The sequence below is a fragment of the Rhizobium sp. AN5 genome (assembly GCF_900215255.1).
GTDB lineage: Bacteria > Pseudomonadota > Alphaproteobacteria > Rhizobiales > Rhizobiaceae > Agrobacterium > Agrobacterium tumefaciens.
In genome coordinates, this window is the sequence record NZ_OCMJ01000004.1 from 1,990,501 (window position 1) to 2,015,833 (window position 25,333).

General features: G+C 60.7%; 22 protein-coding genes. 12 read left to right on the forward strand and 10 right to left on the reverse strand.

The genetic code is table 11. The annotated features are described in order from the left end of the window. Nucleotides 1-9 precede the first annotated feature (9 nt). The 3 genes from CRP02_RS22455 to CRP02_RS22465 form a co-directional block, all read right to left on the reverse strand. Nucleotides 10-1,986: an ABC transporter ATP-binding protein gene (locus CRP02_RS22455; RefSeq protein ID WP_414896241.1), complete on the reverse strand. Its 1,977-nt coding sequence runs from the start codon at nucleotides 1,984-1,986 to the stop codon at nucleotides 10-12. 248 nt (nucleotides 1,987-2,234) lie between these two features. After that, nucleotides 2,235-4,085: an ABC transporter ATP-binding protein gene (locus CRP02_RS22460; protein WP_097172330.1), complete on the reverse strand. Its 1,851-nt coding sequence runs from the start codon at nucleotides 4,083-4,085 to the stop codon at nucleotides 2,235-2,237. Nucleotides 4,086-4,466: 381 nt separating this feature from the next. Then, nucleotides 4,467-5,342, reverse strand: coding sequence for a phosphodiesterase (locus CRP02_RS22465; RefSeq protein ID WP_097172331.1), 876 nt, complete (start codon nucleotides 5,340-5,342; stop codon nucleotides 4,467-4,469). Nucleotides 5,343-5,564: 222 nt separating this feature from the next. On the opposite strand from CRP02_RS22465, the gene CRP02_RS22470 reads away from it, so the two are divergent. Beyond that, nucleotides 5,565-6,038, forward strand: a complete 474-nt coding sequence (locus tag CRP02_RS22470; RefSeq protein WP_097172332.1) for a tRNA (cytidine(34)-2'-O)-methyltransferase — start codon at nucleotides 5,565-5,567, stop codon at nucleotides 6,036-6,038. Nucleotides 6,039-6,210: 172 nt separating this feature from the next. Beyond that, the gene (locus CRP02_RS22475; protein ID WP_065662220.1) at nucleotides 6,211-7,863 is read left to right on the forward strand and encodes a Na/Pi cotransporter family protein; all 1,653 of its coding nucleotides are present in this window, start codon (nucleotides 6,211-6,213) and stop codon (nucleotides 7,861-7,863) included. Between the two features lie 3 nt (nucleotides 7,864-7,866). On the opposite strand, the gene CRP02_RS22480 is transcribed toward CRP02_RS22475, so the two are convergent. Further along, nucleotides 7,867-8,142: a hypothetical protein gene (locus tag CRP02_RS22480; RefSeq protein ID WP_013636608.1), complete on the reverse strand. Its 276-nt coding sequence runs from the start codon at nucleotides 8,140-8,142 to the stop codon at nucleotides 7,867-7,869. A gap of 129 nt (nucleotides 8,143-8,271) precedes the next feature. Here CRP02_RS22480 and hemF point away from each other — a divergent pair, with 129 nt between their 5' ends. From hemF to CRP02_RS22495, 3 genes are all read left to right on the forward strand, one after another. Continuing rightward, nucleotides 8,272-9,183 (forward strand): oxygen-dependent coproporphyrinogen oxidase, encoded by a 912-nt coding sequence (gene hemF, locus CRP02_RS22485; RefSeq protein ID WP_097172333.1) that lies wholly within the window; start codon nucleotides 8,272-8,274, stop codon nucleotides 9,181-9,183. Between the two features lie 122 nt (nucleotides 9,184-9,305). Beyond that, nucleotides 9,306-9,572, forward strand: coding sequence for a hypothetical protein (locus CRP02_RS22490; protein ID WP_097172334.1), 267 nt, complete (start codon nucleotides 9,306-9,308; stop codon nucleotides 9,570-9,572). A gap of 119 nt (nucleotides 9,573-9,691) precedes the next feature. Beyond that, the gene (locus CRP02_RS22495; RefSeq protein ID WP_003513537.1) at nucleotides 9,692-9,877 is read left to right on the forward strand and encodes a DUF1059 domain-containing protein; all 186 of its coding nucleotides are present in this window, start codon (nucleotides 9,692-9,694) and stop codon (nucleotides 9,875-9,877) included. 26 nt (nucleotides 9,878-9,903) lie between these two features. On the opposite strand, the gene CRP02_RS22500 is transcribed toward CRP02_RS22495, so the two are convergent. The 3 genes from CRP02_RS22500 to CRP02_RS22510 are packed head-to-tail and all read right to left on the reverse strand — an operon-like array spanning nucleotide 9,904 to nucleotide 12,421. Next, nucleotides 9,904-11,160, reverse strand: coding sequence for a CCA tRNA nucleotidyltransferase (locus tag CRP02_RS22500; protein WP_097172335.1), 1,257 nt, complete (start codon nucleotides 11,158-11,160; stop codon nucleotides 9,904-9,906). Further along, nucleotides 11,157-11,795 (reverse strand): NUDIX hydrolase, encoded by a 639-nt coding sequence (locus tag CRP02_RS22505; RefSeq protein ID WP_003513539.1) that lies wholly within the window; start codon nucleotides 11,793-11,795, stop codon nucleotides 11,157-11,159. Before CRP02_RS22505 ends, CRP02_RS22500 begins: the two co-directional genes overlap by 4 nt. Further along, nucleotides 11,792-12,421: a DUF1285 domain-containing protein gene (locus CRP02_RS22510; protein ID WP_097172336.1), complete on the reverse strand. Its 630-nt coding sequence runs from the start codon at nucleotides 12,419-12,421 to the stop codon at nucleotides 11,792-11,794. Before CRP02_RS22510 ends, CRP02_RS22505 begins: the two co-directional genes overlap by 4 nt. Nucleotides 12,422-12,596: 175 nt before the next feature. Here CRP02_RS22510 and CRP02_RS22515 point away from each other — a divergent pair, with 175 nt between their 5' ends. From CRP02_RS22515 to CRP02_RS22535, 5 genes are all read left to right on the forward strand, one after another. Beyond that, nucleotides 12,597-13,607: an AAA family ATPase gene (locus CRP02_RS22515; RefSeq protein ID WP_097100675.1), complete on the forward strand. Its 1,011-nt coding sequence runs from the start codon at nucleotides 12,597-12,599 to the stop codon at nucleotides 13,605-13,607. A gap of 110 nt (nucleotides 13,608-13,717) precedes the next feature. Then, nucleotides 13,718-14,632, forward strand: coding sequence for a DUF58 domain-containing protein (locus CRP02_RS22520; protein ID WP_003513542.1), 915 nt, complete (start codon nucleotides 13,718-13,720; stop codon nucleotides 14,630-14,632). Further along, nucleotides 14,629-17,439 (forward strand): DUF4159 domain-containing protein, encoded by a 2,811-nt coding sequence (locus CRP02_RS22525; RefSeq protein WP_097172337.1) that lies wholly within the window; start codon nucleotides 14,629-14,631, stop codon nucleotides 17,437-17,439. The genes CRP02_RS22520 and CRP02_RS22525 overlap by 4 nt, the downstream gene beginning before the upstream one ends. A 1-nt stretch (nucleotide 17,440) precedes the next feature. Continuing rightward, a complete protein-coding gene (locus CRP02_RS22530) occupies nucleotides 17,441-19,528 on the forward strand; it encodes a hypothetical protein (protein WP_097172338.1) in 2,088 nt (695 codons plus the stop codon). An 87-nt stretch (nucleotides 19,529-19,615) separates the two neighbouring features. Then, nucleotides 19,616-20,029 (forward strand): GNAT family N-acetyltransferase, encoded by a 414-nt coding sequence (locus tag CRP02_RS22535; RefSeq protein ID WP_097172339.1) that lies wholly within the window; start codon nucleotides 19,616-19,618, stop codon nucleotides 20,027-20,029. A 157-nt stretch (nucleotides 20,030-20,186) separates the two neighbouring features. Here CRP02_RS22535 and CRP02_RS22540 read toward each other — a convergent pair whose 3' ends face one another. Both CRP02_RS22540 and CRP02_RS22545 read right to left on the reverse strand, forming a co-directional pair. Then, nucleotides 20,187-21,500 carry an MFS transporter gene (locus CRP02_RS22540; protein ID WP_097172340.1) on the reverse strand — a complete coding sequence of 438 codons (1,314 nt, stop codon included), beginning with the start codon at nucleotides 21,498-21,500 and terminating at the stop codon, nucleotides 20,187-20,189. A gap of 245 nt (nucleotides 21,501-21,745) precedes the next feature. Beyond that, nucleotides 21,746-22,315, reverse strand: a complete 570-nt coding sequence (locus CRP02_RS22545) for a GNAT family N-acetyltransferase (protein WP_097100680.1) — start codon at nucleotides 22,313-22,315, stop codon at nucleotides 21,746-21,748. A gap of 296 nt (nucleotides 22,316-22,611) precedes the next feature. Between CRP02_RS22545 and CRP02_RS22550 the strand changes: the two genes are divergently transcribed. After that, nucleotides 22,612-23,604 carry a glutathione S-transferase family protein gene (locus tag CRP02_RS22550; protein ID WP_097172341.1) on the forward strand — a complete coding sequence of 331 codons (993 nt, stop codon included), beginning with the start codon at nucleotides 22,612-22,614 and terminating at the stop codon, nucleotides 23,602-23,604. Nucleotides 23,605-23,621: 17 nt separating this feature from the next. Here CRP02_RS22550 and CRP02_RS22555 read toward each other — a convergent pair whose 3' ends face one another. After that, on the reverse strand, nucleotides 23,622-24,113 hold the full coding sequence (locus CRP02_RS22555) for an NUDIX domain-containing protein (RefSeq protein WP_003513554.1): 492 nt from the start codon (nucleotides 24,111-24,113) through the stop codon (nucleotides 23,622-23,624). Between the two features lie 66 nt (nucleotides 24,114-24,179). On the opposite strand from CRP02_RS22555, the gene CRP02_RS22560 reads away from it, so the two are divergent. Continuing rightward, a complete protein-coding gene (locus CRP02_RS22560) occupies nucleotides 24,180-25,130 on the forward strand; it encodes a metallophosphoesterase family protein (RefSeq protein WP_097172342.1) in 951 nt (316 codons plus the stop codon). The last annotated feature ends 203 nt before the right edge of the window (nucleotides 25,131-25,333 follow it).

A 25,333-nucleotide genomic window follows, 5' to 3' on the forward strand; every position in this document is an offset into this window, starting at 1 on the left:
CGACAGGCCCTATTGGGCCGCCTCGTCCACAGCGAGGAAGCCGCCCGACTGTCGCGCCCAGAGTTCCGAATAAAGTCTGCCCTGCGAGACGAGATCTGAATGGCTGCCCTGCTCGACGATACGGCCCTGATCCATCACGATCAGCCGGTCGAGAGCAGCAATCGTTGACAGACGGTGGGCGATGGCCAGCACTGTCTTGCCCTGCATCAACTCATCCAGATTGCTCTGGATCGCCGCTTCTACTTCCGAATCAAGCGCAGACGTCGCCTCGTCGAGGACGAGGATCGGCGCATCCTTCAGCATCACGCGGGCAATGGCGATGCGCTGGCGCTGGCCGCCGGACAATTTCACGCCGCGTTCGCCGACATGTGCGTCGAAACCCGTGCGGCCGCGCTGGTCCTCCAGCCGTTCAATGAACTCATCCGCCTTGGCCCGGCGTGTCGCCTCCAGCAATTGCGCTTCGGTGGCATCCGTTCGGCCGAACATGATGTTGTCTCTGATAGAACGGTGCAGCAGCGAGGTATCCTGCGTGACCATGCCGATATGGGCGCGCAATGATTCCTGGGTGACTTTGGCGATATCCTGCCCGTCAATGAGGATGCGGCCTTTCTCGACATCGTAAAACCGCAGCAGCAGATTGACGAGCGTGGATTTGCCCGCGCCGGAGCGTCCGACGATGCCGACCTTCTCCCCCGCCTTGATATCGAGATTAAGATTGTCGATGACCCCGTTCGCCCGCCCATAATGGAAGCTGACGTTTTCGAAGCGGATACTTGGACTTTTCACGTCCAGCACCGTCGCATCCGGCGCGTCCACGAGGCCGATCGGCTGCGAAATCAGCTCCGCCGCATTCTGCACCGTGCCGAAATTGCGCATGATGCCGTTGAACTGCGTCATCAATCGCCCGAGCAGGAAGTTGAGGCGCAGAACCAGTGCCAGCGTGAAGGCGACAGCGCCGGAACTGATCTTGCCGGACAGCCACAGATCGATGCACAGCGCCGCCATCGACGTGATCATCACACCCGACAGCAGCGCCATGGAGGCGCGCACACCGGTGATGAACCGCGTGAACGTCATCGTGGCGTTCTGGAAGATATCGAAGCCCTGCCGCATGTAGCGGTCATTGGCATCGTCGCGCCCAAACAGCCTGAGCGTCTGGATATTGCTATATGCATCCACCATCCGGCCGGAAAGCATGGAGGCCGCCTCTGCCGTTTCTTTCGAATGGGAACGGATGCGCGGCACGAAATAACGCGCCAGCAGCGAAAAGATCAGCACCCAGACGAGGACGACGACGGCAAGCCGCCAATCCAGCCCGCCGATGAGCAACAGCATCGAGACGGAGTAGATGCCGACAAACCAGACGCTTTCCATCAGCGAGGTGACAAGATCGCCCGCCGCCTGCCCGCCCGACCAGACCTTGGTGACGATGCGGCCGGAAAAATCATTCTGGAAAAAGGTCAGCGATTGCCGCGCCACATGCATATAGGATTGCCAGCGCACCAGATTGTAAAAGCCAGGCGTGATGATCTGCTGGTCCACCAGCGCGGTCACCATGGTGACGATAAAACGCACGATGCCGATCAACACCAGCATGCCGACGAGTTCGCCGCCGTGGGCTGCCAGCAGTCCAGCCCAGCCCTCTTCCGGCTTGACGGTCGAGAGAATGTCGACCAGCCGCCCGACGAACCAGAAAAGCGCAGCCTCAATGGCAGCCGTCAACCCGCCCAGCACCAGCATGGCAAGAAACGGCGCCTTGGCCTGCGAGATATAGAACCAGATGAAACCGGACGTGTTTTCCGGCGGCCGCAAATCGTCCTTGCGGGCGAAGGGCTTTATCCAGTTCTCGAAAAACTCGAAGATGCGGGTAATGACCATGATCCGGATATAGGCGGATTCCCGGAGCGGGAACAGCCGCAGAGCGTTCGGGAAGAGATTATATTTCGGTAACGTTCGGGAAATGAAAAAGGGCGGAGAATGTTCCACCGGGCTCTGGATAGACCCGCCTGGATTTTGCGCACTCGCAGCATCCTCACTCCGTCACCAAGGACTAGATCCGGGGTCCAGCGCAATCAAGTCTTTGATCGCGGACTCCTTTCACGGCGCAGACGCGCCGTGCTGGATACCGGCTCAAGGCCGGCATGACGGAGGAGAGGTTTAACTCGCCTACATACATAAGCGCGAACCGCAAACGAAAGGGCGGGAAACCATGCTTCCCGCCCCTCGATCTTTCCTTACTCGGCAGCCACTTCCGCCTCGTGGTCGGCTATGAAGCCGCCGGACTGGCGCCGCCATAGATCGGCATAGATACCGCCCATCGCCGCCAGTTCCGCATGGCTGCCCGATTCCACGATCTGGCCCTTGTCGAGGATGATGAGCCTATCCATTTCGGTCAGCGTCGACAGGCGGTGCGCGATCGCGATCACCGTTTTGCCTTCCATCAGCGAGAACAGGTTTTCCTGGATCGCCGCCTCGACTTCACTGTCGAGCGCTGAGGTCGCCTCATCAAGTACCAGGATCGGCGCGTTCTTGAGGAACACCCGGGCAATCGCGATACGCTGGCGCTGGCCGCCGGACAGTTTCACGCCGCGTTCGCCCACCTGGGCATCAAGGCCCTGACGGCCATGCATATCCACAAGCGTTTCCACGAAGTCCCAGGCATTCGCCCGCTTTGCCGCCGCGATCACCTGCTCGTCGGTGGCCTCGGGATGGCCATAGGCGATGTTGTCGCGGATCGAACGGTGCAGCAGCGAGGTATCCTGCGTCACGACACCGATCAGCTCGCGCAGGCTGTCCTGCGACACCTTGGAGATGTCCTGCCCGTCGATGGTGATCCTGCCCGCTTCCAGATCGTAGAAACGCAGAAGCAGGTTCATCAGCGTCGTCTTGCCGGCACCGGAACGCCCGACCAGTCCGACCTTCTCGCCCGGCTTGATATCCAGCGTCAGCCCGTCAATCACGCCCTTGGTCTTGCCGTAGTGGAAGCGGACATTGTCATAACGGATCGCGCCCTGCGGTGCCGCAAGCTGAGGCGCCTTCGGAGCATCGACGATATCGTGCGGCTTCGTCATCATCGACATGCCGTCATAGACGGTGCCGATGTTTTCAAACAGCGAGGTGACTTCCCACATGATCCATTGCGACATGCCGTTGACGCGCATGGCAAGGCTTATGGCAATGGCAACCGAGCCGGCCGTGACCGAACCCTGCATCCAGAAATAAAGACCGAGCGAGGCCGTGGAAAACAGCACGACCGCATTGTTGAGGTCGATCAGGATGTTGAAGCCGGAAATCTTGCGCATCTGGCGGTGAACGGTTCCGAGAAACACGTTCATGCCCTCACGCGCATATCTTTCCTCGCGGCCCGCATGCGAAAACAGCTTGATCGTCGAGATGTTTGTATAGCTGTCGACGATACGCCCCGTCATCATCGAGCGCGCATCGGCCTGCTCCTGCGCCAGCCGGCCGAGTTTCGGCACGAAATAGGTGAGGATACCCATATAGATGCCGAGCCACACCAGCAGCGGAATGACCAGCCGCCAGTCTGCGGCAGCAACCATGAACAGCATCGAGACGACGAAGCTGATCGCGTAGACGAACACGTCGATCACCTTCAGCGCCACTTCGCGGATCGCCAGCGCCGTCTGCATCACCTTGGTCGAAACCCGGCCTGCAAATTCGTTGGCGAAAAAGTTCATGGAGTGGCGCAGCAGGAAACGATGCATCTTCCAGCGCGCGATCATGCCGAAATTGCCGGCAAGCGTCTGGTGCATCGTCATGGTGTGCACTGCGCCCATCAAAGGCAGCACGATAAGCACCAGTCCGGCCATGACCATCAGATGCCAGCCCTCATCGGCAAAGAACGTCTCGCGATTGGCCGTGGAAAGCCAGTCAACGATGCTGCCGAGGAATTTGTAGAGCATGGCTTCCGCAACGGCGATGCCCATGGACATCAGGCCGAGCAGCAGGAGCCACGGCCATGCGGGCTGCACATAATGCCACACGAACGGCAAAAGCTTCTTCGGCGGCACAGACGGCGCCGAAGAGGGAAAAGGATCAAGGCGTTTTTCAAACCAGCCAAACATAGGCCAAGCTCCGGCAAGCAATCGCCCCATCGTGAAACGTGAGCAAACGCAAATATGGCTCACGACGGAACAGAAAAGTATTGGATATGGCCGCAACAGCCACATGACGAATCAAACTATGGGAAACGCGGTCGAACCGCGGGGTAACACCTAGGCCAGCAGCAGCACTACTGGGGCCGGGAGGCGAATACGAATGTCATTTTGCATCAGAACCTCCCTAGCTGGTGTTGAAGATGTCGCCTTGTAGCGCAAAAATTAATCGTTGACCAGCCGCAAAGATGCCGAACGCCTCAGAAAAGCTCTCGATTGCGACCAATTCTGCCGAAAGGGCGGAGATGACCCGCAAAGGTCTCCGCCCGTCGTAAGGCTGAGATGCGCAGCTTACTCGGCGGCGTCCTGCGCTTGCCCGCTCTCGTAATCGTCAATCAACGCGGCCATGCCGTCCTGCGTATGGCGCTTGAGTTCCCGGCGATCGCTGGGCCGGGGTACGAAAGTGATGCTCAGACCCGTGTCCCGCACCGTGCCGATGGTAAAGGACGCACCGGACAGCATGCGCACGCCCTCGTGCAGCCACAGCGGATCGGTGGCGAAATGCTGGCCGATGCCGACCACCACGGGAATGCCCTGCCAGTGCGACATGCGGTCATAATGAATGTGGCCCGCCAGAATGCCGATAACATCGTATTCGAACAGCACCTCGTCCAGCGCCTCGGTATCGGCGAAGGAGAGGGATTCCCATTCGGCCTCGGGGCGATCGAAATCGAGCGCCGGCGCGTGGTGCATCACCAGAAGCTTCGGCAGTTCGGGGTGGTTTTCGATTTCTTGCGCGAGCCATTCGATCTGCCCGGGTTCGAAAGCACCGCCAACCTTGCCGGGAACGCTGGTATCAAGAACGATGACATGGATGTCGGCAATCACCAGGGCATAGTCATAGGGCTCGTCAATATTCTCATGGCGGCCGAGCATCACCGGATAAAAGCCATCGCGGCGATCATGATTGCCGAGCGCGAAAAGAACGGGCACGTCAATCGCAGCTTCATCCAGCAGGCGCTTGAGTTCCTCATAGCTGCCGGCATCGCCCCTGTTGGTCAGATCGCCACTCACAACTATGAATTCGGGCTGTGGCACAAGCGCCTTGATCTGCACCAGAGTATCGGCCAGCGTGGCCGAGGTGTCGGAATAAAGATCATCGTCCTGCACCTGCGGATTGCCCACATGCAGATCGGTCAAATGGACGAAATTAACCCGTTCGGACATGATATCTTCCTGTCTTTGCTGCGCGGAATCCGGATCGAAACAACGCCGATCCGACGCAACCCGATGTGCCGGATCGGCCTGACGACACGTTGGTTAATGGGTAGCCCGACTGTGTGTCACGCGAATGAATACGGCACTCTTCGAAACGGTCTCGGGCTGCATCTGTCACAAGCCCGCCGCCCGTGATAAGCGGTCCGGCATTCCAAACGCGACGAGAAGACCATGAGCGATATCAGACCCCAAATCAGGATTGCCCTCTACCAGCCGGATATTCCCGGCAATACCGGCACGATCCTGCGGCTGGCGGCCTGTCTCGGCCTCGGCGTCGATATCATCGAGCCGGCCGGTTTCGATATTTCCGACCGCAACCTGAAACGGGCAGGCATGGATTACATCGCAGCGGCGACGCTGACGCGCCACGTCAGCTGGGACCGGTTTGAGGAGTGGCGCGCAACTACCGGCCGCCGCCTCGTTCTCGCCTCCACCAAGGCCGCCCTGCCCTATACGAAAATCGCCTACCGGACCGACGATATCCTGCTTTTCGGCCGTGAAAGTGCTGGTGTGCCGGACCACGTGCATGAGAAGGCGCAGGAGCGAATCATCATCCCGATGGTCGAGGGGCAGCGCTCCATCAACGTCGCAATGTCCGCCGCGATGATCACCGGCGAGGCTTTGCGCCAGACCGCATGGTCGTAAGCGCCTTTTTTAACGCCATTTTTTCGTGCAAATACAAAAATTGACCGTTTTTGCTTCAAAACTGTCGCAACCCGGTCTGTACCGAAAGCGTTCAGGCTCCTATACTTATTAGCCGGACAACAAAAATCGCCCTCGCCGGAGCCATCCGCCGGCGGGTGTGAGGAGACGTCGCATGCAATCCACCATTGTCATCGTCAACCTTCTCGGCGCAGTCGCGCTGCTGCTCTTTGGTCTTGCCCAGGTCAAGGACGGGGTTACCCGTGCCTTCGGCATGAAACTGCGAAGTGTATTGGCGACGGGCACCCAGAGTGGCCCGCGTTCCTTCTTTTCCGGCTTTTTCGCCACTGTCGCGCTGCAAAGCTCGACGGCAACCGCGCTTACCGTCGCCTCCTTCGCAGAACGCGATCTAATAAAGCCGCGCATGGCGCAGGTCGTGCTGCTCGGCGCCAATGTCGGCACCGCCGTCACCGCCTGGATTGTCGCGGCCGGTGTGGAGTGGCTGTCGCCGCTGCTGATCCTTTCCGGTATCGTGCTCAAAAAGGGTAGCTCAAACGCCCGACAAGGTGGCGGAACCGCGGTCATCGGCATCGGCCTGATGCTTCTGTCGTTGCATCTGTTGAGCGGCGCGACCGAACCGATGCGTGCGTCGCCAGCCCTTGGCGTCTTCATCGGTCTGCTTGATGGCGCATGGCCCGTCGCGTTGATCTTCTCCGCCGTGCTGGCCTTCGTCTCCTCCTCCAGCCTCGCGGTCGTGGTGCTTATCCTGTCGCTTGCTGCTACCGGCACGCTGTCAGCCGGTCTCATCATCGTTCTCATTCTCGGCGCCAATCTCGGCGGCGCCATTCCGCCGGTCATCGCCACGCTCTCCGGCCCGGCCTCGGCGCGGCGCATCACCATCGGCAACCTTGTGGTGCGTACCATCGGCTGCCTCATCGCCATGCCGCTGGCATCCTATGGCGCAACGCTTTTGCAGCAATTGCCGCTTTCGCCCGCCAAATTGCCTGTTGATGCGCATCTCATCTTCAATGTCATTCTGGCAGCGGTTGCCTGGCCCTTCTCAGCCCTCATATCCGACCTGATGGCAAAGCTGGTGCCGGGCGATCCGAAAGCCGAAGATGGCCCGAATTTCCTCGATCAGCAGGCGCTGGATACGCCTGTTGTGGCGCTCGCCAATGCCACACGTGAGGTCTTGAGCGTCGGCGATGCTATCGAGCGCATGCTGATCCGCGCCGAAAACGCCTTCAAGCATAATGATCTGGCACCCCTTCAGGAAGTGTCCCTGCTCGAGAAGAAGGTCGATCGCCGTCAGCAGGAGGTGAAGGTCTATCTTTCCCAACTGGGGCGCAAAGGGCTTGCAGACGACGAAGCGCGCCGTTCGATCGCCATCATCGACTACGCGATCAATCTCGAACATATCGGCGACATCATCGAAAAAGGCATTTGCGAGCAGATCCGCAAGAAGGTGCTGAACAGCTTCAAATTTTCCGACGACGGTTATGAGGAGCTGAAGACGCTGTTCGATATGACAATCGAAAATCTGCGGGCCGCCCAGAGCATTCTGGTGACCGGCGATTTCGATCTCGCCCGCCGGCTGATGGAAAGCAAGGTGGATATACGCCGCCTCGAAAAGCAGTCCTCCAATCGTCATCTGGAGCGGCTGCGCGATGGGCTGACGGAAAGCATGCAGACGAGTTCACTGCATCTCGACATGCTGCGCGACCTGAAGCGCATAAACGCCCATATCGTGTCTGTGGCCCATCCCATTCTGGATGAAAGCGGCGTGCTGATCGAAAGCCGCCTGCGCTACGCCGAACCTCGCGCTTAAAGCTTAGTCTGCCGAAGGAAGCCGCCGCATGGTGAATTCGATGCGGTCGCCTTCCAGCTGCCGCCAGCTTTCCACTTCGGTCCAATAGGCGGCTTTCGGAAAGCTGTCGAACCACTCGCGCGCCTTGGCACGGGCTTCTTCACGGTCGAGACAAAAGGTCTGCCGCACGAACATGCCGTTGCGCATCGGGTCGCCGCCGTCACTTTCACGCGCCTTGCGGTGATTGGCGATCCTGCGCTTCAGCCCGTCCAGGGGCGGCGGTCCGGCAAATTTCGTCATGATATTCACCTCTGGCACCTACATCGCTAAAGATAGTGCCCGCACGTGAACTTGGCGAGTCGAATTTGTGCGCAAGGCCAGCACCTGCTAGATGCGACAGGGAATCGACTTCACCAAAGGAGAACATGCATGGAACGGCCATCTTTGCCGAAGGGCTTGCCCGAGGACATAGAAGACAAGAAGGCCGCCGCCCAGGCCTGGTTCCAGCATCTGCGCGACACCATCGTTGCCTCCTTCGAAACCCTTGAAGACGAGCTGAGCGGCCCGCTCGCCGATCAGGAACCGGGACGCTTCGTGCAGAAGGACTGGCTGCGCGACAATGGCGAGGGCGGCGGCGGCAAGATGTCGATGATGGAGGGCCGCGTCTTCGAAAAGGTCGGCGTCCACACCTCCACCGTCTACGGGGAGTTCTCGCCGGAATTCCGCCAGCAGATACCGGGCGCGGAAGAAGACCCCAGTTTCTGGGCCTCCGGCATTTCGCTGATCGCCCATCCGGTCAATCCCAATGTGCCGGCTGTTCATATGAACACCCGCATGGTCGTCACCACCAGCCACTGGTTCGGCGGCGGCGCGGACCTGACGCCCGTGCTTGGACGCCGGCGGACGGAACAGGACCCGGACACCCAGCTTTTCCACCGCGGCTTCGAGATCACCTGTAACCGCCATCCCGTGGCCGACTATCCGCGCTACAAGTCGTGGTGCGACGAGTACTTCTTCCTGAAGCACCGCAACGAACCGCGCGGCACCGGCGGCATCTTTTTCGACTGGCTGCACCCGGAAGAGGAAAAGGGCGGCTGGGACTCCAATTTCGCCTTCGTGCAGGATGTCGGCCGCGCCTTCAACCTGGTTTACCCAAAAATCGTGCGGTCCAATTTCAACCAGCCCTGGACGGAAGAGGACCGCGACGAGCAGCTCATTCGCCGTGGCCGCTATGTGGAATTCAACCTGCTTTACGACCGCGGCACGATCTTCGGTCTCAAGACCGGCGGCAATGTCGAATCGATTCTGTCTTCCCTGCCGCCCGTGGTCCGCTGGCCCTGAAATACTCACGTAAATTTGACGCCCGTCAGGAATTTGGGCGCAAATCGCGCAAATTAGGACTTATGGAAAAATAAAGGCAATGATAATCTCCTGCGTGCAGACGTACTGGAGGAGCTATCGTCATGATTACTTCGAACAGCATGCCTATGTCCGCTTCCGCTGAGGGAGCCTCGCATTCCATTGATACCCCTGATTTGATCGACCGCCTGGCAGCGGAAATGCGTGCCACCGGTGATCGCGAACTGCCGCATTCCTTTTATGTCGAACAGGTAAAACGCACGCTTGCCGGAAAAACGGTGACGCGGGCCGACAATGACGAAATGCCTCGTACAAAAATCCCGGCAGCCGGCACATCCTCTGTTTTCCAGTGCTGGGCGATGCCCGAATAGGGCCTGAACAGGGTCAGCGGACGCCGCTCTGGAACATTAGCGGCGACCGTTCGTTTCTTGTCAGAGGGACAGCAGGCATTTGCAGGCTGTCCCTCTGTCTAAAACAGGGAGGCAAGACCATGAGACTGTTTGAATGTGGAACGCTGGTGCCCGGCTGTGCCTGGCACACCCGCGCGGATGACGACGCGGAAGTCGTGCGCCGCACCGTGGAACATATGCGATCGGCCCACGGCGAAACCATCATCCGCGAAAACATGATCGAAAACATCAAATCCCGCATCCGCGATGAGGCAAATGCGGCCTGAGCCGCAACGCCTCCGCCGCTGCGATCTCAATTCTCCAGCATATCCTTCAGCCGGGCGGTCAGCGCTGCCCGGTCAAGCGAGAAATTGACGTCGACCCACTTTTCTTCGAGGCTTTTCAGCACCTCGCCTACCTTCGGACCGGACTCCACGCCCGCGGCCATCACATCAGCGCCGCTCAGCGGAAAGCCGGGCTTGTGGAACTTGTTCGCTCTCGTCAGCAGCGTTGAAAGCCGCGCGACTTTCTGCATCGCCGCCTTACCGCCCGAAAGGTCGGCGCGGGCCGAGGCAAGCGCCAGTTTCAGCCGCGTCTTCACACCGTCAACGCCCTGCCGGTAAAGCAGCCGGTCGAGCGCCGTCTCTCTCATCTCCGGATCGACTACCGGCGCGGAAGCCCAGTGGGCAAGATATGCAGCTTCAGCCTTCGACAGCCGCAGCCGCGCAGCAAGCGCCGTTAGCCTCTCCCTGTCGGGCGGCACTATGGCAGCGAGCCGCAGCATCGGGTCAACTGTCCAGCCAAGCGCCTGTTCGGTTGCCACCAGCCCGTGAATGGCGTCGATACCCCATTTTTCCGTTTCGGGAAGAATTTCCGCCAACACGCCGGATTGCCGCATCCACAGCAAGGCGCGGGAGGGATCGCGCGCGGAAAGCAGCTTTTTCAGCTCGCTCCACACCCGCTCGGCCGAAAGCGTCCCAAGCTTGTCCTTGGCCCGCGCACTGGCGCGCAAACCATCGGCATCGGGGCGACCGGAACCATAATGGGCAAAAAAACGGAAGAACCGAAGGATCCGAAGATAATCTTCCGAAATCCGCATCGCCGCATCGCCGATGAATCGCACGGTTCCTGTTTCAATATCTGGCAGACCATTGATGAGGTCGATGATCTCGCCTTTCTCGTCGGCGTAAAGCGCGTTGATGGTGAGATCGCGCCGCTCGGCATCGGTCTGCCAGTCTGTGCCAAAAGCGACCTGCGCATGGCGGCCATTGGTCTCGACATCGCGGCGCAGCGTCGTCACCTCGAAACCCTCGCCGTCTATCACGAGCGTGACCGTACCGTGTTCTATGCCGGTCGGTACCGCCTTGATGCCCGCCGCCTTGGCGCGCTCAACCACCACATCGGGGGTAAGCGTCGTCGCCAGGTCGACATCGACGACCGGCTGTTCCATCAGCGCATTGCGCACGGCGCCGCCGACGATCCGCACCTCGCCGCCATCGGCGTTCAACAGCGCGAATATGCGCTTCAGCGCCGGCTTTTCAAACCAGTCCCGCCCGGCAACGCTGCTCATGAATAAAACCTCTCGTAAATCGTCCGCACGATGCCCGCCGTAATGCCCCAAATGTAGCGCTCGCCATAGGGCATTTCGTAGAAAAACCGCTCCTTCCCCTGAAAGATGCGGCTGCCGCGCCCGTGATTGGCCGGGTCCATCAAAAAGGACAGCGGCACCTCGAAAACCTCATCCACTTCCGTGGGATTGAGCGTCAGGTCAAAGCCGGGACGAACGACCGACAGCACCGGCTTGATGCGAAAACCGGTACCGGAAATATAATCCGGCAGACGCCCGACTGTTTCCACGAAAGATCGCGAGAGGCCGATCTCCTCTTCCGTCTCGCGCAGGGCCGCCTCTTCCGGTGTGCGGTCCCCGGCATCGATGCCACCGCCCGGAAAGGAAATCTGGCCGGAATGTTTGCGCAGGGTTGCGGTGCGCTGGGTGAAAATCACCCGCGCTTCGTTGCCGTCGTCGATGACAGGCACCAGCACGGCGGCGTCCTTCAGCCTTATACCGTTTCCCGAAAGCACCACGCCCGGATTGAGCAGATGATCGCCATTCTCGCGTTCCGCCACGCCCTCGCCTTCCTCCAGCACCCGGCGGCGGAAATCGGCGGCGGTAAAAGTTTCAAGGCGCGTCGTCGTCATCGTCATTGCGAAAGCCGTTCCAGTTCATTGGCGGGCATCACGGGAAAGACAACCCCGCCCGAGCGCACGGCAAACATCTCGACACCGTCCACATCAATCACCTCGCCGAGTGCCACGAGATCATACATCACCGCCCGCGAGACGAGCGCCTCCAGCCTGCCGCGCACCAGAATGTAGGGTTTCAATTCGCGGTTTTCTCCGAAAATCGTAAAGCGTAGCGGATGCTCCGGCCCCGCCTCCACCACATCGCCGACATTGGTGCGGAAGGTCAAAAGCGATCCGCCATCCTTCTCGCCCGCCGTCACCTTCATCTCGACGGCCACGAAAGGCGCATCCACCACGCGGATGCCGACTTTTTCCACAGGAGTTACAAGATAGGTCTTGCCGTCGTCATCCTTGCGCAGGACCGTGGAAAACAGCCGCACCAGCGGCGCCCGGCCAATGGGCGTACCCATATAGAACCAGGTGCCGTCTGCGAGGATTTCCATGTCGAGATCGCCGCAAAAGGGGGGATTCCAGCGGTCCACCGGGGCAGGTCCACGTTTGGCGTCGCCGGTCTGCTCGGCGGCGCGGGAAATCATCGCCGCCAGCCCTGCTGCATCGCTTGCCGAATTTATCGTCTCCGCTGCCATATTCGAGTCTCGCTTTGCCGATAAGGAAATACTAAGTCACGACATAGTCATTCGAATGGCGCTTGTCAGCGGCCAAGAGAGCAATAAGCTAGTTGCAGCGCGAAATCCGCCCCGGCCAATGGCCATCAGGATCGGGGCAGGAATGGGTCGGCGGCAAAGGTATGAGGAGAGCGACATGGGCGTGATGAATACCGGCGAAACCCTCGACGAAAAAGCCATCGTCGCCTCGGCCGAAAAGGCGCTTTCGGATATTGCCGCGATCCGCGCGGAGGTATCCAAGGTCATCTTCGGCCAGGAAAAAGTGGTGCAGAACACGCTTCTCGCCATACTCTCGGGCGGCCACGCGTTGCTCGTCGGCGTTCCCGGCCTTGCCAAGACCAAGCTCGTCACCACGCTCGGAACGGTTCTCGGGCTTGATGCCAACCGCATTCAGTTCACGCCGGACCTCATGCCGTCGGATATTCTCGGCTCCGAAGTCATGGATCAGGATGAAAACGGGCGGCGTTCCTTCCGCTTCATAAAAGGTCCGGTTTTCGCGCAATTGCTGATGGCGGATGAAATCAACCGCGCCAGCCCGCGCACGCAGTCCGCACTGCTGCAGTCAATGCAGGAATATCACATCACCATGGCCGGCCAGCGTTACGACCTGCCGAAACCCTTCCACGTTCTCGCTACCCAGAACCCGCTGGAACAGGAAGGCACCTATCCACTGCCTGAAGCGCAGCTCGACCGCTTCCTGCTGCAGGTGGATGTCGGCTATCCCGAGCTTGCCGCCGAACGCCAGATATTGCTCGACACGACAGGCACCGCATCGGGCGAGGCACGCAAGGTTATCGACGCCGAACGCATGATGGAAATCCAGGCGCTCATCCGCCAGATGCCGGTCAGCGACAAGGTGGTGGACGCGATCCTTTCGCTTGTCCGCTCTGCCCGCCCCGGCCACGGCAACAAATTGACCGACAAACACGTTGTCTGGGGCCCGGGTCCCCGCGCCGGCCAGTCCCTGATGCTGACGGCACGCGCCCGTGCACTTTACGAAGGCAGGCTCGCGCCGTCGCTGGACGATGTCTACGCGCTGGCCGAACCGGTGCTGGAGCACCGCATGGCGCTGACATTCGCCGCCCGCGCCGAAGGCATGTCGGTGCGCGATGTCATCGCAGCCCTTGTGGAGCAGGCGAAGAACTAAGGCATCGGACCGAAAAGTGTGACGCTGTTTCGGAAAACCCGATGCTCGACAAAAACTCGGAGCGGCCCACCGCTCTGACATCTGCCTAAGCTTTCTCGAAAGGAGTGCCTGTGGCATCCATCGGCCAGATCGTAGATAAGACACCGGGTAGCGAAGTCCTGGCGCGCGCGCGCCAGCGTGCCGCACTGGTGCCGGACTGCATGGTCGAGGCAAAGCGCATCGCCAACACCGTCACCGCTGGCTGGCACGGCCGCCGCAAGCGCGGCATCGGCGAGAATTTCTGGCAGTTCCGCCCCTATGCCGAAGGCGAGAGTCTGTCGCGCATCGACTGGCGACGCTCGGCCCGCGACGATCACACCTATGTTCGCGATCGCGAATGGGAAGCTGCCCACACCATCTGGCTTTGGGCCGACATGTCGCCGTCGATGATGTTCAAATCCACCCTCGGCTCCGTTTCCAAGGAAAGCCGCGCATTGGTGCTGATGCTGGCGCTGGCTGAAATCCTTGCGCGCTCGGGCGAGCGTATCGGTTGTCCCGGCATCATGGAGCCCATCTCGGCCAGAAACGCCGCCGAACGTCTGGCTGCCGCCATCATGCACGCGCCGCTCACCACAGGCATGCCGGAAACGGGCATGATCCGCGGTGCAAGCGATATCGTCCTCATCGGTGATTTTCTCGATGATGCGAAAAATGTGATGGAGCGGATTTCGCCACTCGCGCGGCGCGGCTTGCGCGGGCATGTGGTGGAAATCGCCGATCCGGCCGAAGAAACCTTCCCCTATTCGGGCCGCACCGAATTTACCGACCCGGAAACCGGTGAAAAACTCGTCTCCGGCCGCGCGGAAACCATTCGCGAGGACTATACCCGCGCCTATCTCGCCCGCCGCGAGGCGCTGTCTTCGTCGCTGCGCCGTCTAGGCTGGAATTTCGTGTTTCACCGCACCGATCATCTCGCCTCCGAGGCGCTTGTGGCCGTTCACATGTATTTGTCCGGTGCGCCCGCGCAAGGCGGTGGCAACCGATGAGCGCATTGCCCTTCGTCTTCACCAGCCCCTATATCCTCTTCGGCCTTCTGGCACTGCCAGCCATCTGGTGGCTGCTGCGGCTCACCCCGCCGCGCCCCAAGGCGGAAGTTTTTCCGCCGCTGAAAATTCTGGCCACCGTGCTGAAGCGCGAGGAAACGCCCTCGAAAAGCCCGTGGTGGCTGACATTGCTGCGCATCGCGCTCGCCGCCGCCGTGATTTTCGCGCTGGCCGATCCGGTGGTGAACCCGCGCAACAACAGCATTGCCGGCACCGGTCCCCTGGTGCTTGTGGTCGATAATAGCTGGGCCTCCGCAACCGATTGGCAGAGACGCGTCGAAACCGCTCAGGCCCTGATCGGCGATGCGGAAAGGGCCGATCGCCCCGTTTCCATCAGCTTCACCGCCGATGCGGAACATGACGCGGTGCCGGCAACCACGGCGGTGGCGCTGGACAAGCTTGCCGCCGCCAAGCCGAAGCCGCTTGCGCCCGACCGCGTGCGCACGGCGGAAGCCATTACCGAGGCGCTGAACGGCACCTCCCCCGGCACGCTCGCCTATATTGCCGACGGCGTGGCCACCGCGCAGGATGAAAGCGCGCTTAAAACGCTGGCCAGCCTCTCAGCTGCCGAATTCCGCATCGTCACGGGTGACGGGAAATCCATCGCCGCCATTACCGGCGCCACCAACAATGCCGATGCGATGAGCGTCACGCTATCGCGGCTCGACACAGCCTCCCCCAGCCGGTTGACCGTCAATGCGCAGGACAGCCAGGGCCGCATCCTTGCCACTGGCACCGCCAGTTTCGCCCCCGGCGAAGCGGAAACAACGGCGACGGTGGAAGCGCCTTTCGAATTGCGCAACGACTTCGCCCGCCTCTCCATCGAGGCAGTTTCGACGGCGGGCGCGGTGCATCTTCTGGACGACGGTTTCCGCCGCCGCCGCGTGGCGCTGCTGGCCGGTGAAACCGGCAATGATTTCCAGCCGCTGCTGCAGCCGCTTTATTACATCAGCCGCGCCCTTCAACCTTTTGTCGATCTCATCCCGCAACGACAGGCAGATCTTGCGCAGGCGATCCCGGAAATCCTGCAATCCAATCCTTCCGTCATCGTCATGGCCGATATCGGACGTCTGCCGCAGGAAACCTATGAGCCGATGCAGCGCTGGCTTGCCGGTGGCGGCACGCTGATCCGTTTTGCCGGACCGCGCCTTGCCGCAGCCCCCGCCGACGATCCCCTGGTGCCGGTGACCTTGCGGCAGGGTGAACGCGCGCTTGGCGGCGCGCTCTCATGGGCCGAGCCACAGCCGCTTGCCGATTTCCCGAATTTCGGCGCCTTTGCCGGAATGCCGAAGGCCGATGGCGTGCTCGTCAAACGGCAGGTTCTGGCCGAACCGACACCCGACCTTGCCGAGCGCACCTGGGCGAGCCTTGCCGACGGCACGCCACTCGTCACCACCCGCAATGTCGAGGCGGGCCGCATCGTGCTGTTCCATGTCAGCGCCGAGGCAAGCTGGTCCGACCTGCCGATATCAGGCCACTTCGTCGATATGTTGCGCCGTATCGTGCAATTGTCCAAGGCAGGCGGTGCTTCCACCTCCGCGAATGCCCCGGCCGCAGCATTGCCGCCCTTCCGGCTACTGACGGCCGAAGGTGCTTTGTCAGCCGATGTCGGCTCCGCCCGGCCGTTGGAAATGCGCCCCGGTCAGGCTCCCCGCACCGGTTTCGACAATCCCCCCGGCCTTTATGGCACAGAGGATGGTTTCGTGGCTCTCAATCTTCTACCGGCTGGCGCCACGCTTCGCCCGCTCGATGCCTCGGTCGCCGGTGTCAACACCACCAGCGAAGCACTGATAGGCGAAACAGCGAAATCGCTGCGCCCGGCCTTGTTCATCGCCGCCTTCCTGATGTTGATTGCCGACAGTCTCATCGTGCTCTTCATGAACGGCGCCTTCGCACGCCTGCCGAAAGCCCGCAGCGCCACGGCTGCCACCGTGCTGCTGGCCATTGGCGCCTTCGCCGCGATGTCCCCAACTGACGCGCGCGCCGACGACCCCAAACCCGGTGACGAGCAGATTTTCGAGCGGCTGGACACGACGCATCTCGCCTATGTCCGCACCGGCGAGGACGATGTCGACCGCATTTCCGAACAGGGTTTGCAGGGATTGAGCGAATTCCTGACCTGGCGCACGACGCTGGAGCCCGGCCAGCCGGTCGGCCTCGATATATCCAAGGATGAATTGTCGTTTTACCCGATCATCTACTGGCCGGTGTCGGCCTCCGCCCCCATGCCTTCAAGCGCCGCCATATCGCGCATCGATGCCTATATGCGCGCCGGTGGCACCGTTCTGTTCGACACGCGCGACCAGTTTTCGTCGCTCGACACTGGCGCGACCAGCCCCAATGGCGAACGTTTGCAGGCGATCCTCGCCAATATCGATATTCCGCCGCTGGAGCCCGTGCCGGAAGACCACGTCCTGACGCGGTCTTTCTACCTGCTCACCAATTTCCCCGGCCGCTACAACGGCTCGCCGCTCTGGGTGGAATCGCGCCAGGGGGCGGCAAAGACGACATCCGGCCTCTCCTCCTCCGGCGATGGCGTGACGCCGATCATGATAACAGGCAATGATTTCGCCGGCGCATGGGCCGTCGACGCGCAGGGCGCACCGGTGCTGCCCACCGTGCCGCCGGACGAGCTGCAGCGCGAACATGCGTTTCGCTCTGGCGTCAACATCATGATGTATATGCTGACAGGCAACTACAAGGCTGATCAGGTCCACGTTCCCGCACTTCTCGAACGATTGGGGCAGTGACATGACATTGACATTCGCCCCCTTCCTGCCGTGGATCGTGATTGCCGTTCTGGCCGTCGCCGCCCTTGTTCTCTCCTTCATCGGCCTGTGGCGCGGCGTGCGCGGCGCATGGCTGCGCGGGCTGGCGCTTACCGCCCTGCTTGCCGCCATCGCCAATCCGCTTTTGACGCAGGAGGAACGCGAGCCTCTCTCCACGATCGTCCCCGTTATCATCGATCGATCACAGAGCCAGGACGTGCAGGACCGACCGCAGATGACGGATACGGCGCTCGCCGCGCTGAAAGACCGTCTGTCCCGCTTCCCGCGCATCGAACCGCGCATTGTGGAAGTGCGTGATGATGGCGAGAGCGATTCACCTTCGACGCAGCTTTTCTCTGCCCTCTCCTCCGCCGTCTCCGATGTTTCGCCCTCCCGCGTCGGCGGTGCGATTTTCCTCAGCGATGGCCAGATCCACGATATTCCGAATGCTCTGCCCAATGCCGAACAGGCACTCGGTTTCCGCGCTCCCGTCCACGGGCTGGTCACCGGCAAGGCCGATGAGTTCGACCGCCGTATCGAGATCGTCCGCGCCCCCCGCTTTGGCATCGTCAACGAGGAACAGCAACTGACGCTGCGCGTCTTCGATGATGGCCGTGCAGCCGCAGGCGGTGGTTCGGCGGAAGTCACCGTGAAGATGAACGGCGAAGAAATCGCCACCTTGCAGGCTACACCCGGCCAGCCGACACCCTTCACTTTCAAGGTTCCGCGCGGCGGTAACAATGTCATGGAATTTTCCGTCGCCGAGCTTCCCGGCGAAGTGACGGCCGCGAACAACCGTGCGGTTCACCTGATAGAAGGTATCCGCCAGAACCTGCGCGTGCTGCTGGTCTCCGGCGAGCCGCATGCGGGCGAGCGCGCCTGGCGCAACCTCCTGAAATCCGACGCCTCGGTTGATCTGGTGCATTTCACCATTCTGCGCCCGCCGGAAAAACAGGACGGTACGCCGATCAACGAACTGTCGCTGATCGCCTTCCCCACACGCGAATTGTTCGTGGAAAAGATCGAGGATTTCGACCTCATCATCTTTGACCGCTACCAGCATCGCGGCGTGCTGCCGATCCTCTATTACGATTACATCGCGCAATATGTCGAAAAGGGCGGCGCGCTATTGATCGCAGCCGGCCCGGAACATGCCGGTCAGGATTCGATCGCCATGACACCGCTCGCATCCGTGCTGCCGGCCCAGCCGACAGGCCAGGTGCATCAGTCCGCCTTTTATCCCCGCCTCTCGGAAGCGGGCAAGAAACACCCCGTTACCCGCGGGCTGGAAGGGTCAGCCGATGAGCCGCCACATTGGGGACGCTGGTTCCGCACCGTCAGCGTCGAGCCGCCGCAGGGCCAGACCGTGATGCTGGGTGACGGGCAGGACCCGCTGCTGGTGCTGAACCGCCAGGGTGAAGGCCGTGTCGCCATGCTGCTTTCCGATCAGGGCTGGCTTTGGGCGCGTGGTTACGAAGGCGGCGGCCCGCATGTGGCGCTTTACCGCCGCATCGCCCACTGGCTGATGAAGGAACCGGAGCTTGAGGAAGAGGCGCTGACGGCACGCGCCAACGGTCGCACATTGCAAATTACCCGCCAGACCATCGGCGACGACCCCGGTCAGGCAAGCGTGCATTTCCCCTCGGGCAAAACCGAAAACATGGCCTTCAACAATACCGAGCCAGGTCTTTACAAGATCGAGCGTCGCATGGACGAAACCGGCCTGTTCGAAATCAAGAACGGCGATTTCACCACGCTCGTCCATGTCGGCGCGGTGGATGCGCCGGAATTCAAGGCAATGATTTCGACGACCGAAACTCTGAAGCCCTTGGCCGACGCCACCAAGGGCAGCGTGCACCGTGTCGCCGACAATTCGGGCCGCGTGGCGCTGCCCGATATCCTGCCTGTCAGGGGCGATATCAGGGTTGCCGATGAGGATCGCATACTGATACGCATGACCGATGAGACGGTGCTGAAAGGTGTCAACACCCTACCGCTGTTTGCCGGTTTTGCAGGGCTTGCCGCCCTGCTCCTTGCCTTCTCCGCGCTCTGGTGGCGTGAGGGCCGGTAGGAACTTTCCGGTGGAAGCTCAGGCGCTTTCACGTCTCGCAGTGGAAACGAGAAACGGCCGCCGCTCGGCGACCCGGGAAAGATAATCATGAATTTCGTTTTGAGCGACATCGCGGATGCAGAAGCCGAAAAGGCCATCCGCGATCCCCTGGTGGCCTATAATCTCGCCCGTTTTGGCGCAAGCGACAAACGCGAACTCATCATCACCATCCGCAACGATGAGAACACCGTGACCGGCGGTCTTGTCGGCTATACCGGCCGCGGCTGGCTTTATGTGCAGCTTCTCTTCGTGCCGGAAACCATGCGCGGCCAGGGCACAGGTCCGAAGCTGCTGGCGATGGCGGAGGAAGAGGCCAAAAAGCGCGGCTGCATCGGCGCCTATATCGACACGATGAACCCGGATGCCTTGAGGCTCTATGAACGCTACGGCTTCACCAAGATCGGCTCGCTCGCACCGCTTTCCGGCGACCAGTCGATCACGTGGCTCGAGAAACGCTTCTAGAGCATTTGCAGTAAATGTGCGTAGCGGTTTTACATCAGGAAAATGCGTAAAAACAAAGAGCTAGAGCACGTCCAACGCTTCGGTTCAAACCGGACGCGCTCCAGGCTGAATGGCCTGACCCGAAAGGGACAGGCCGCATGGGCCACGCAAACATGCCCTATGTCAGCGCCACCCGTCGCGTTTCCGCATTGATCATCGTTGCAGCAATCGCAGCCAGCACAAGCAGCCCGGCGAAAATGCCGATGGCGAAACCGAAGCCCTGCGCGATGGCATAACCCAGCAACGATGGTGCCAGAAGGCCGCCCAGCCTTGCCATGGCGCCCGCAGCCCCCATGCCGGTCGCACGCGATTCCGTCGGATACAATTCAGGCGTGAAGGCATAAAGCGCACCCCAGGTGCCGAGCAGCGCGAAGCTCATGATCAGAAGCGAAGTGGCGATCATTGCGCCGCCTGTAGCGAGCGTGAAGAGCAGGCAACCGAGGGCGGACAGCAGGCAGAAACCGATCAGCGTCGGCTTACGGCCCCATTTTTCAACGCCATAGGCGGCAAGCGCATAACCGGGGATCTGCGCCAGTGCCACCAGCACGAGGAAACCATAACCGCGCACGAAGCCAAAACCGTCTCCCGCCAGTTTTGCCGGCATCCAGGTGAAGACGCCGTAATAGGAAACGGAAACAAGGAACCAGATGGCAAGGATCATGATGCTGCGCTGTCTGAGCGCCGGCGAAAATATCCCCTGCCCCTTCGACACCTCCGGCTGAAAAAGCCCTGTCCCGGCATCAAGTGGCGCGCGGCCGTTTACCACCAGCATGCGGTTGACGATGGCCTTGGCTTCGTCCGATCGGCCTCTTCGCACGAGGTAAAGCGGCGATTCGGGCACCATGAACCGTAAACCCAGACCCACAACGGCTGGGAAAGCCGTAACCGCGAAAATATAACGCCAGGCATCGGCAACACCGGCAAGGCTGGCGCCCCACGCTGCAAGCGCCACGATCAGGGTTCCGATGGCCCAGAAGCCTTCCAGCATGACCAGCCAGCGGCCCCGGTTCTTTGCGGGCAGGAATTCCGCCATCATCGCATAATCCACCGGCAGGGTGCCGCCGACAGCCGCACCCGTTAAAAAGCGTAGGACAAGAAGAATGGCAAAGTTCGGCGCAAAGACGGAAAGCACACCGAACACGGCATCACAGGCCACGGTGACGATCAACACACGGCGGCGACCGTAACGGTCCGCCAGACGCCCGAAACCGGCAGCACCTAAAAGCATGCCAAAGAAGAAGGCCGTTCCGGTTTGCAGGGCCTGCGGAACAGTCAGTCCAAACGTTAGGGCAATCGAGGCGGCGGTGAAGCCGACCGCCAGCACCTGCATGGCATCCGCTGCCCAGACGAGGCCGAAAATACCCATCAACCGCCGCTGATAGGCGCCCGCACCTGCGCGTTCCAGCGCATCGTTCATGGTGATTGCCGTCATATGCTCGCCCCCGTGCCGAAATCGACTATCGAGTGCTATCGCATAGGGGAAAGAAACGGAATTGAATTTTGCGAAGTACGATGCATGGTTTCAAGGCAGAACACCATCCCGTCATCTTTAGCGAAATAACCGGCCAGTACCAATGTGGGCGACTCAACGCCCCATCCCTCATCGAGTCTGTCGTTTTTGATGAGGGAAAAAGGACGAACTGGTGAGGGGCGGGAAATCCGACGTAAAGAAATCCGTCAGCCGTAAACCCGAAGAGGCTCCTCGAAGCCGTCGTCTTCCGCCCGGGCGGCAGGCATGGCGGCCTCGCATTTACGCCAGCCGATCTTGCCCTTCAGCCGCTGGTGTACGTCGTCACCAACAGGCACGACCAGCACCCGGTTCGGGTCCACCGGACCTGGAAAATCAAGCGCCGCGTAGGCGACCTTTTCGAAACCGAGCGGCATGTAATAGGGCGGATCGCCGATCAGAATGACGGCCTCCGAACCCTTCCGCCGGGCGGCAGCGATAGCAATCCGGACGAGTTCACGGCCGATGCCCATGTTCTTGTGCGAAGGCCGCACGGCAAGCGGGCCAAGCATATGGCCCTGCACCCCACCGGCCAGAACCGGCGTCATGCGCACCGAAGCGATCGTCTCGCCATCATCGGCGCAGACGAAGGACAGCGACCGGTCATGCGGACCCTGCTCGCGAATGCGCGCGGCGGCACGGGTGTGCCGACCGGGGCCGAATGCTTCTTCGTTGATGATTTCGATGATGGCGTCGTGCGACGCGTCCTCGGTGAGGTAGACAAGATCGTGCTTGGACATGAAGAGACCGAAACTTCCAAAATGCGGATGCGACAATAGATGACGGCTGCGCCGGTAAAGGCGTTCAGGAGCGTCAGCGTCGTCGGAGCATCCGTGTTTCGATCATAATCTACAATTTCCTCAGATTTGTGAAAATCGCAATTATCAGGAAAATTCCCACCCGTCCAGAACAAATCTCGGCACTATTCCATTCAGCCCATGCGAGACCGGAAACGCATTGTTCAATGCACTACGGGTTCGCGGCACCGCGCTAAACGGTTAGGATTGCGGTCAAGGAAACAATCAAGGAGATCGTCATGGGCATGCTGGTGGAAGGCGTATGGAAAGACGTCTGGTACGACACCAAGGAAACCAAGGGGCACTTCAAGCGCAGCGCCTCGCAATTTCGCAACTGGGTAACGGTGGATGGCGCGCCCGGACCTTCCGGCGAAGGTGGCTTCAAGGCCGAGAAGGATCGCTACCACCTCTATGTGTCGCTCGCCTGCCCCTGGGCGCATCGCACCCTGATTTTCCGCAAGCTGAAAAAGCTGGAAGACCTGATTTCCGTGTCCGTCGTCGATCCGCTGATGCTGGAAAACGGCTGGGAGTTCAGACCGGAAGGCGAACGCACTCCGGGTGCAACCGAGGACCACCTCTTCGGCTTCTCCACACTGTGGCAGGTCTATACCAGAGCGGATGCCAACTATTCGGGACGGGTGACCGTGCCGGTACTGTGGGACAAAGAACGCGGCACCATCGTCTCCAATGAATCGGCCGAAATCATCCGCATGTTCAACGTGGCTTTCAACGACCTCACCGGATCGGCTGCGGATTATTATCCCGAAGCACTGCGCGCCGACATCGATGCGCTGAACGACGTTATCTACGACACCGTCAACAACGGCGTCTATAAGGCCGGTTTCGCCACCACGCAGGATGCTTATCAGCAAAATGCCGTGAAGGTGTTTGAAACGCTTGATATGCTGGAAGACCGACTGAGGGACCGCCGTTTCCTGTTCGGTGCAGAACAGACGGAAGCAGACTGGCGTCTCTTCACCACGCTGGTGCGATTCGACCCTGTTTATGTCGGCCACTTCAAGTGCAACATCCGCCGCATTCACGATTGCCCGCATCTCACGGGTTACCTCCGCGACCTCTACCAGACACCAGGCGTGCCGGACACAGTCGATATCCGCCACATCAAGGAACATTATTACCGCAGCCACCTCACCATCAACCCGACAGGTATCGTGCCCGTTGGCCCGGAACTGGACCTGACCATGGCCCATGGCCGTGAGACGCTTGCCTGACGGCAGAGACGCCGCCGCTACCAGTAGTCGGCGATCGCCGCTTTGCCGGAAAGTTCGGCAAGGCGGCGGCGGGTGGCGGGCGTTACATTTTCCGGCAGGTCCGAGAGATCGAAAAAACCGCTTTCGGTGATTTCATGATCCGGTTTTTTCGGCGTGGTCTGGGTGACCTGAAGCCGGTAGAGCGCCACATGATCGCGGTTGCTGCCTTCCAGATTGAGGTAGACATGGACAAGCTCGGGGGTCGACGCAGCCTCGAGATTGCCTTCCTCGCGGATTTCCTTGTTGAGCGCCATCAGCAGCGTTTCGCCGCGTTCCACCCCGCCGCCGGGCAGATACCAGCCGGGCAGATAGGTATGCCGCACCAGAAAAATCCGTCCCGCATCATCGAAGCAGAGCGCACGCACACCGAGGGTGGCACCGCGTGTGAACAGAAAAACGAAATGAAGCAGGCGGATAAGGATACGCGTGTGGAACGGACGTGCCTGCCGCTCGGTTCTCTCGTCATTCACCCTGGTTTCCCCCTGCCGGCAGGCTTTTATTGGACGTGCCGCATATCATAGGTTATCTCTGCCGCCATGTTCAAACTTGCGCATATTTCAGACGTCCATCTCGGGCCATTGCCAAAACTCACTTTCCGGGAACTTGCATCCAAGCGTATCACCGGTTTCGTCAATTGGCACCGCAACCGCCGCAAGCACCTTTTCACCGACACGCTGGAAAAGCTGCTCGATGATCTCGAGGCCAAATCGCCGGATCATCTGGCTATTACCGGCGATCTCGTCAATCTTGCGACAGGCATTGAAATTCGCGCCGCCGCCGACTGGCTGGAAGAAGTCGGCGACCCTGAAAAGATCTCGGTCGTTCCCGGCAATCATGACGCCTATGTTTCCGGCGCGCACGACAAGGCCATGCGCGCCTGGTATCCTTATGTGCGCGGCGATGGGGACCCGGGGGAATGGGACGATGACCGCAAGATTTTCCCCTATATGCGCGTGCGCGGTCCCGTCGCACTGATTGGCTGCTCCACCTCGATTGCAACGCCGCCCTTCTCGGCCACCGGCTATTTCGGCAACCGTCAAGCACGCGCAACCGCGGAACTTCTGAAAAAAGCCGGTGAACAGGGGCTGTTCCGCGTGGTGATGATCCATCACCCGCCGATCCGCGGTGCGGCGGCTGCCCACAAGCGCATGTTCGGCATTCGCCGTTTCGCGGCAGCGCTTGGCGTTGGCGGCGCCGAGCTCGTGCTGCATGGCCACACCCATTTGAACACCGTATACTGGCTGAACACTCACCACGGGCAAGAACACATCCCGGTCGTCGGCATCGCCTCGGCCAGCCAGGGACCGGGCGGCGAAAAACCGCGCGCGGCCTATAACCTCTTCCATATTTCCGGTGGCCCCGGCACCTGGAACGTCGCCTGCGAACGCCACAGCCTCAACGATACCGGAACGGGTATCGGGCTTGAAGATATCAGGGTATTTTATGAGAATGGCAGGCCGTTGGGGTTTTCGCGGCTGGGGGGATAAACACCGGAGTGTTGAGGTTAGGGTCTGTGGCTCACTCCCCTCTGCCCTGCCGGGCATCTCCCCCATAAGGGGAGATCGGCAAGACGCTCTTTCGTCAATTCATTCTGAACGTTGAGATGGTCGAGACCGTGCCTCAGGTCGATCTCCCCCTTTCGGGGGAGATGCCCGGCAGGGCAGAGGGGGGTGAGCCCCTCCCAAGAAGC

Bases quoted from the DNA above. Each gene is read 5' to 3' on its own strand.
- CRP02_RS22560 (WP_097172342.1), top strand. From the start codon at position 24,180: ATGTTCAAACTTGCGCATATTTCAGACGTCCATCTCGGGCCATTGCCA.
- CRP02_RS22500 (WP_097172335.1), bottom strand. From the start codon at position 11,160: ATGAGCAGCGTTGCCGGGCGGGACTGGTTTGAAAAGCCGGCGCTGAAG.
- CRP02_RS22465 (WP_097172331.1), bottom strand. From the start codon at position 5,342: ATGTCCGAACGGGTTAATTTCGTCCATTTGACCGATCTGCATGTGGGC.
- CRP02_RS22480 (WP_013636608.1), bottom strand. From the start codon at position 8,142: ATGACGAAATTTGCCGGACCGCCGCCCCTGGACGGGCTGAAGCGCAGG.
- CRP02_RS22535 (WP_097172339.1), top strand. From the start codon at position 19,616: ATGAATTTCGTTTTGAGCGACATCGCGGATGCAGAAGCCGAAAAGGCC.
- CRP02_RS22545 (WP_097100680.1), bottom strand. From the start codon at position 22,315: ATGTCCAAGCACGATCTTGTCTACCTCACCGAGGACGCGTCGCACGAC.
- CRP02_RS22515 (WP_097100675.1), top strand. From the start codon at position 12,597: ATGGGCGTGATGAATACCGGCGAAACCCTCGACGAAAAAGCCATCGTC.
- CRP02_RS22525 (WP_097172337.1), top strand. From the start codon at position 14,629: ATGAGCGCATTGCCCTTCGTCTTCACCAGCCCCTATATCCTCTTCGGC.
- CRP02_RS22550 (WP_097172341.1), top strand. From the start codon at position 22,612: ATGGGCATGCTGGTGGAAGGCGTATGGAAAGACGTCTGGTACGACACC.
- CRP02_RS22510 (WP_097172336.1), bottom strand. From the start codon at position 12,421: ATGGCAGCGGAGACGATAAATTCGGCAAGCGATGCAGCAGGGCTGGCG.
- CRP02_RS22460 (WP_097172330.1), bottom strand. From the start codon at position 4,085: ATGTTTGGCTGGTTTGAAAAACGCCTTGATCCTTTTCCCTCTTCGGCG.
- CRP02_RS22530 (WP_097172338.1), top strand. From the start codon at position 17,441: ATGACATTGACATTCGCCCCCTTCCTGCCGTGGATCGTGATTGCCGTT.
- CRP02_RS22505 (WP_003513539.1), bottom strand. From the start codon at position 11,795: ATGACGATGACGACGACGCGCCTTGAAACTTTTACCGCCGCCGATTTC.
- CRP02_RS22475 (WP_065662220.1), top strand. From the start codon at position 6,211: ATGCAATCCACCATTGTCATCGTCAACCTTCTCGGCGCAGTCGCGCTG.
- CRP02_RS22470 (WP_097172332.1), top strand. From the start codon at position 5,565: ATGAGCGATATCAGACCCCAAATCAGGATTGCCCTCTACCAGCCGGAT.
- CRP02_RS22540 (WP_097172340.1), bottom strand. From the start codon at position 21,500: ATGACGGCAATCACCATGAACGATGCGCTGGAACGCGCAGGTGCGGGC.
- CRP02_RS22495 (WP_003513537.1), top strand. From the start codon at position 9,692: ATGAGACTGTTTGAATGTGGAACGCTGGTGCCCGGCTGTGCCTGGCAC.
- hemF (WP_097172333.1), top strand. From the start codon at position 8,272: ATGGAACGGCCATCTTTGCCGAAGGGCTTGCCCGAGGACATAGAAGAC.
- CRP02_RS22490 (WP_097172334.1), top strand. From the start codon at position 9,306: ATGATTACTTCGAACAGCATGCCTATGTCCGCTTCCGCTGAGGGAGCC.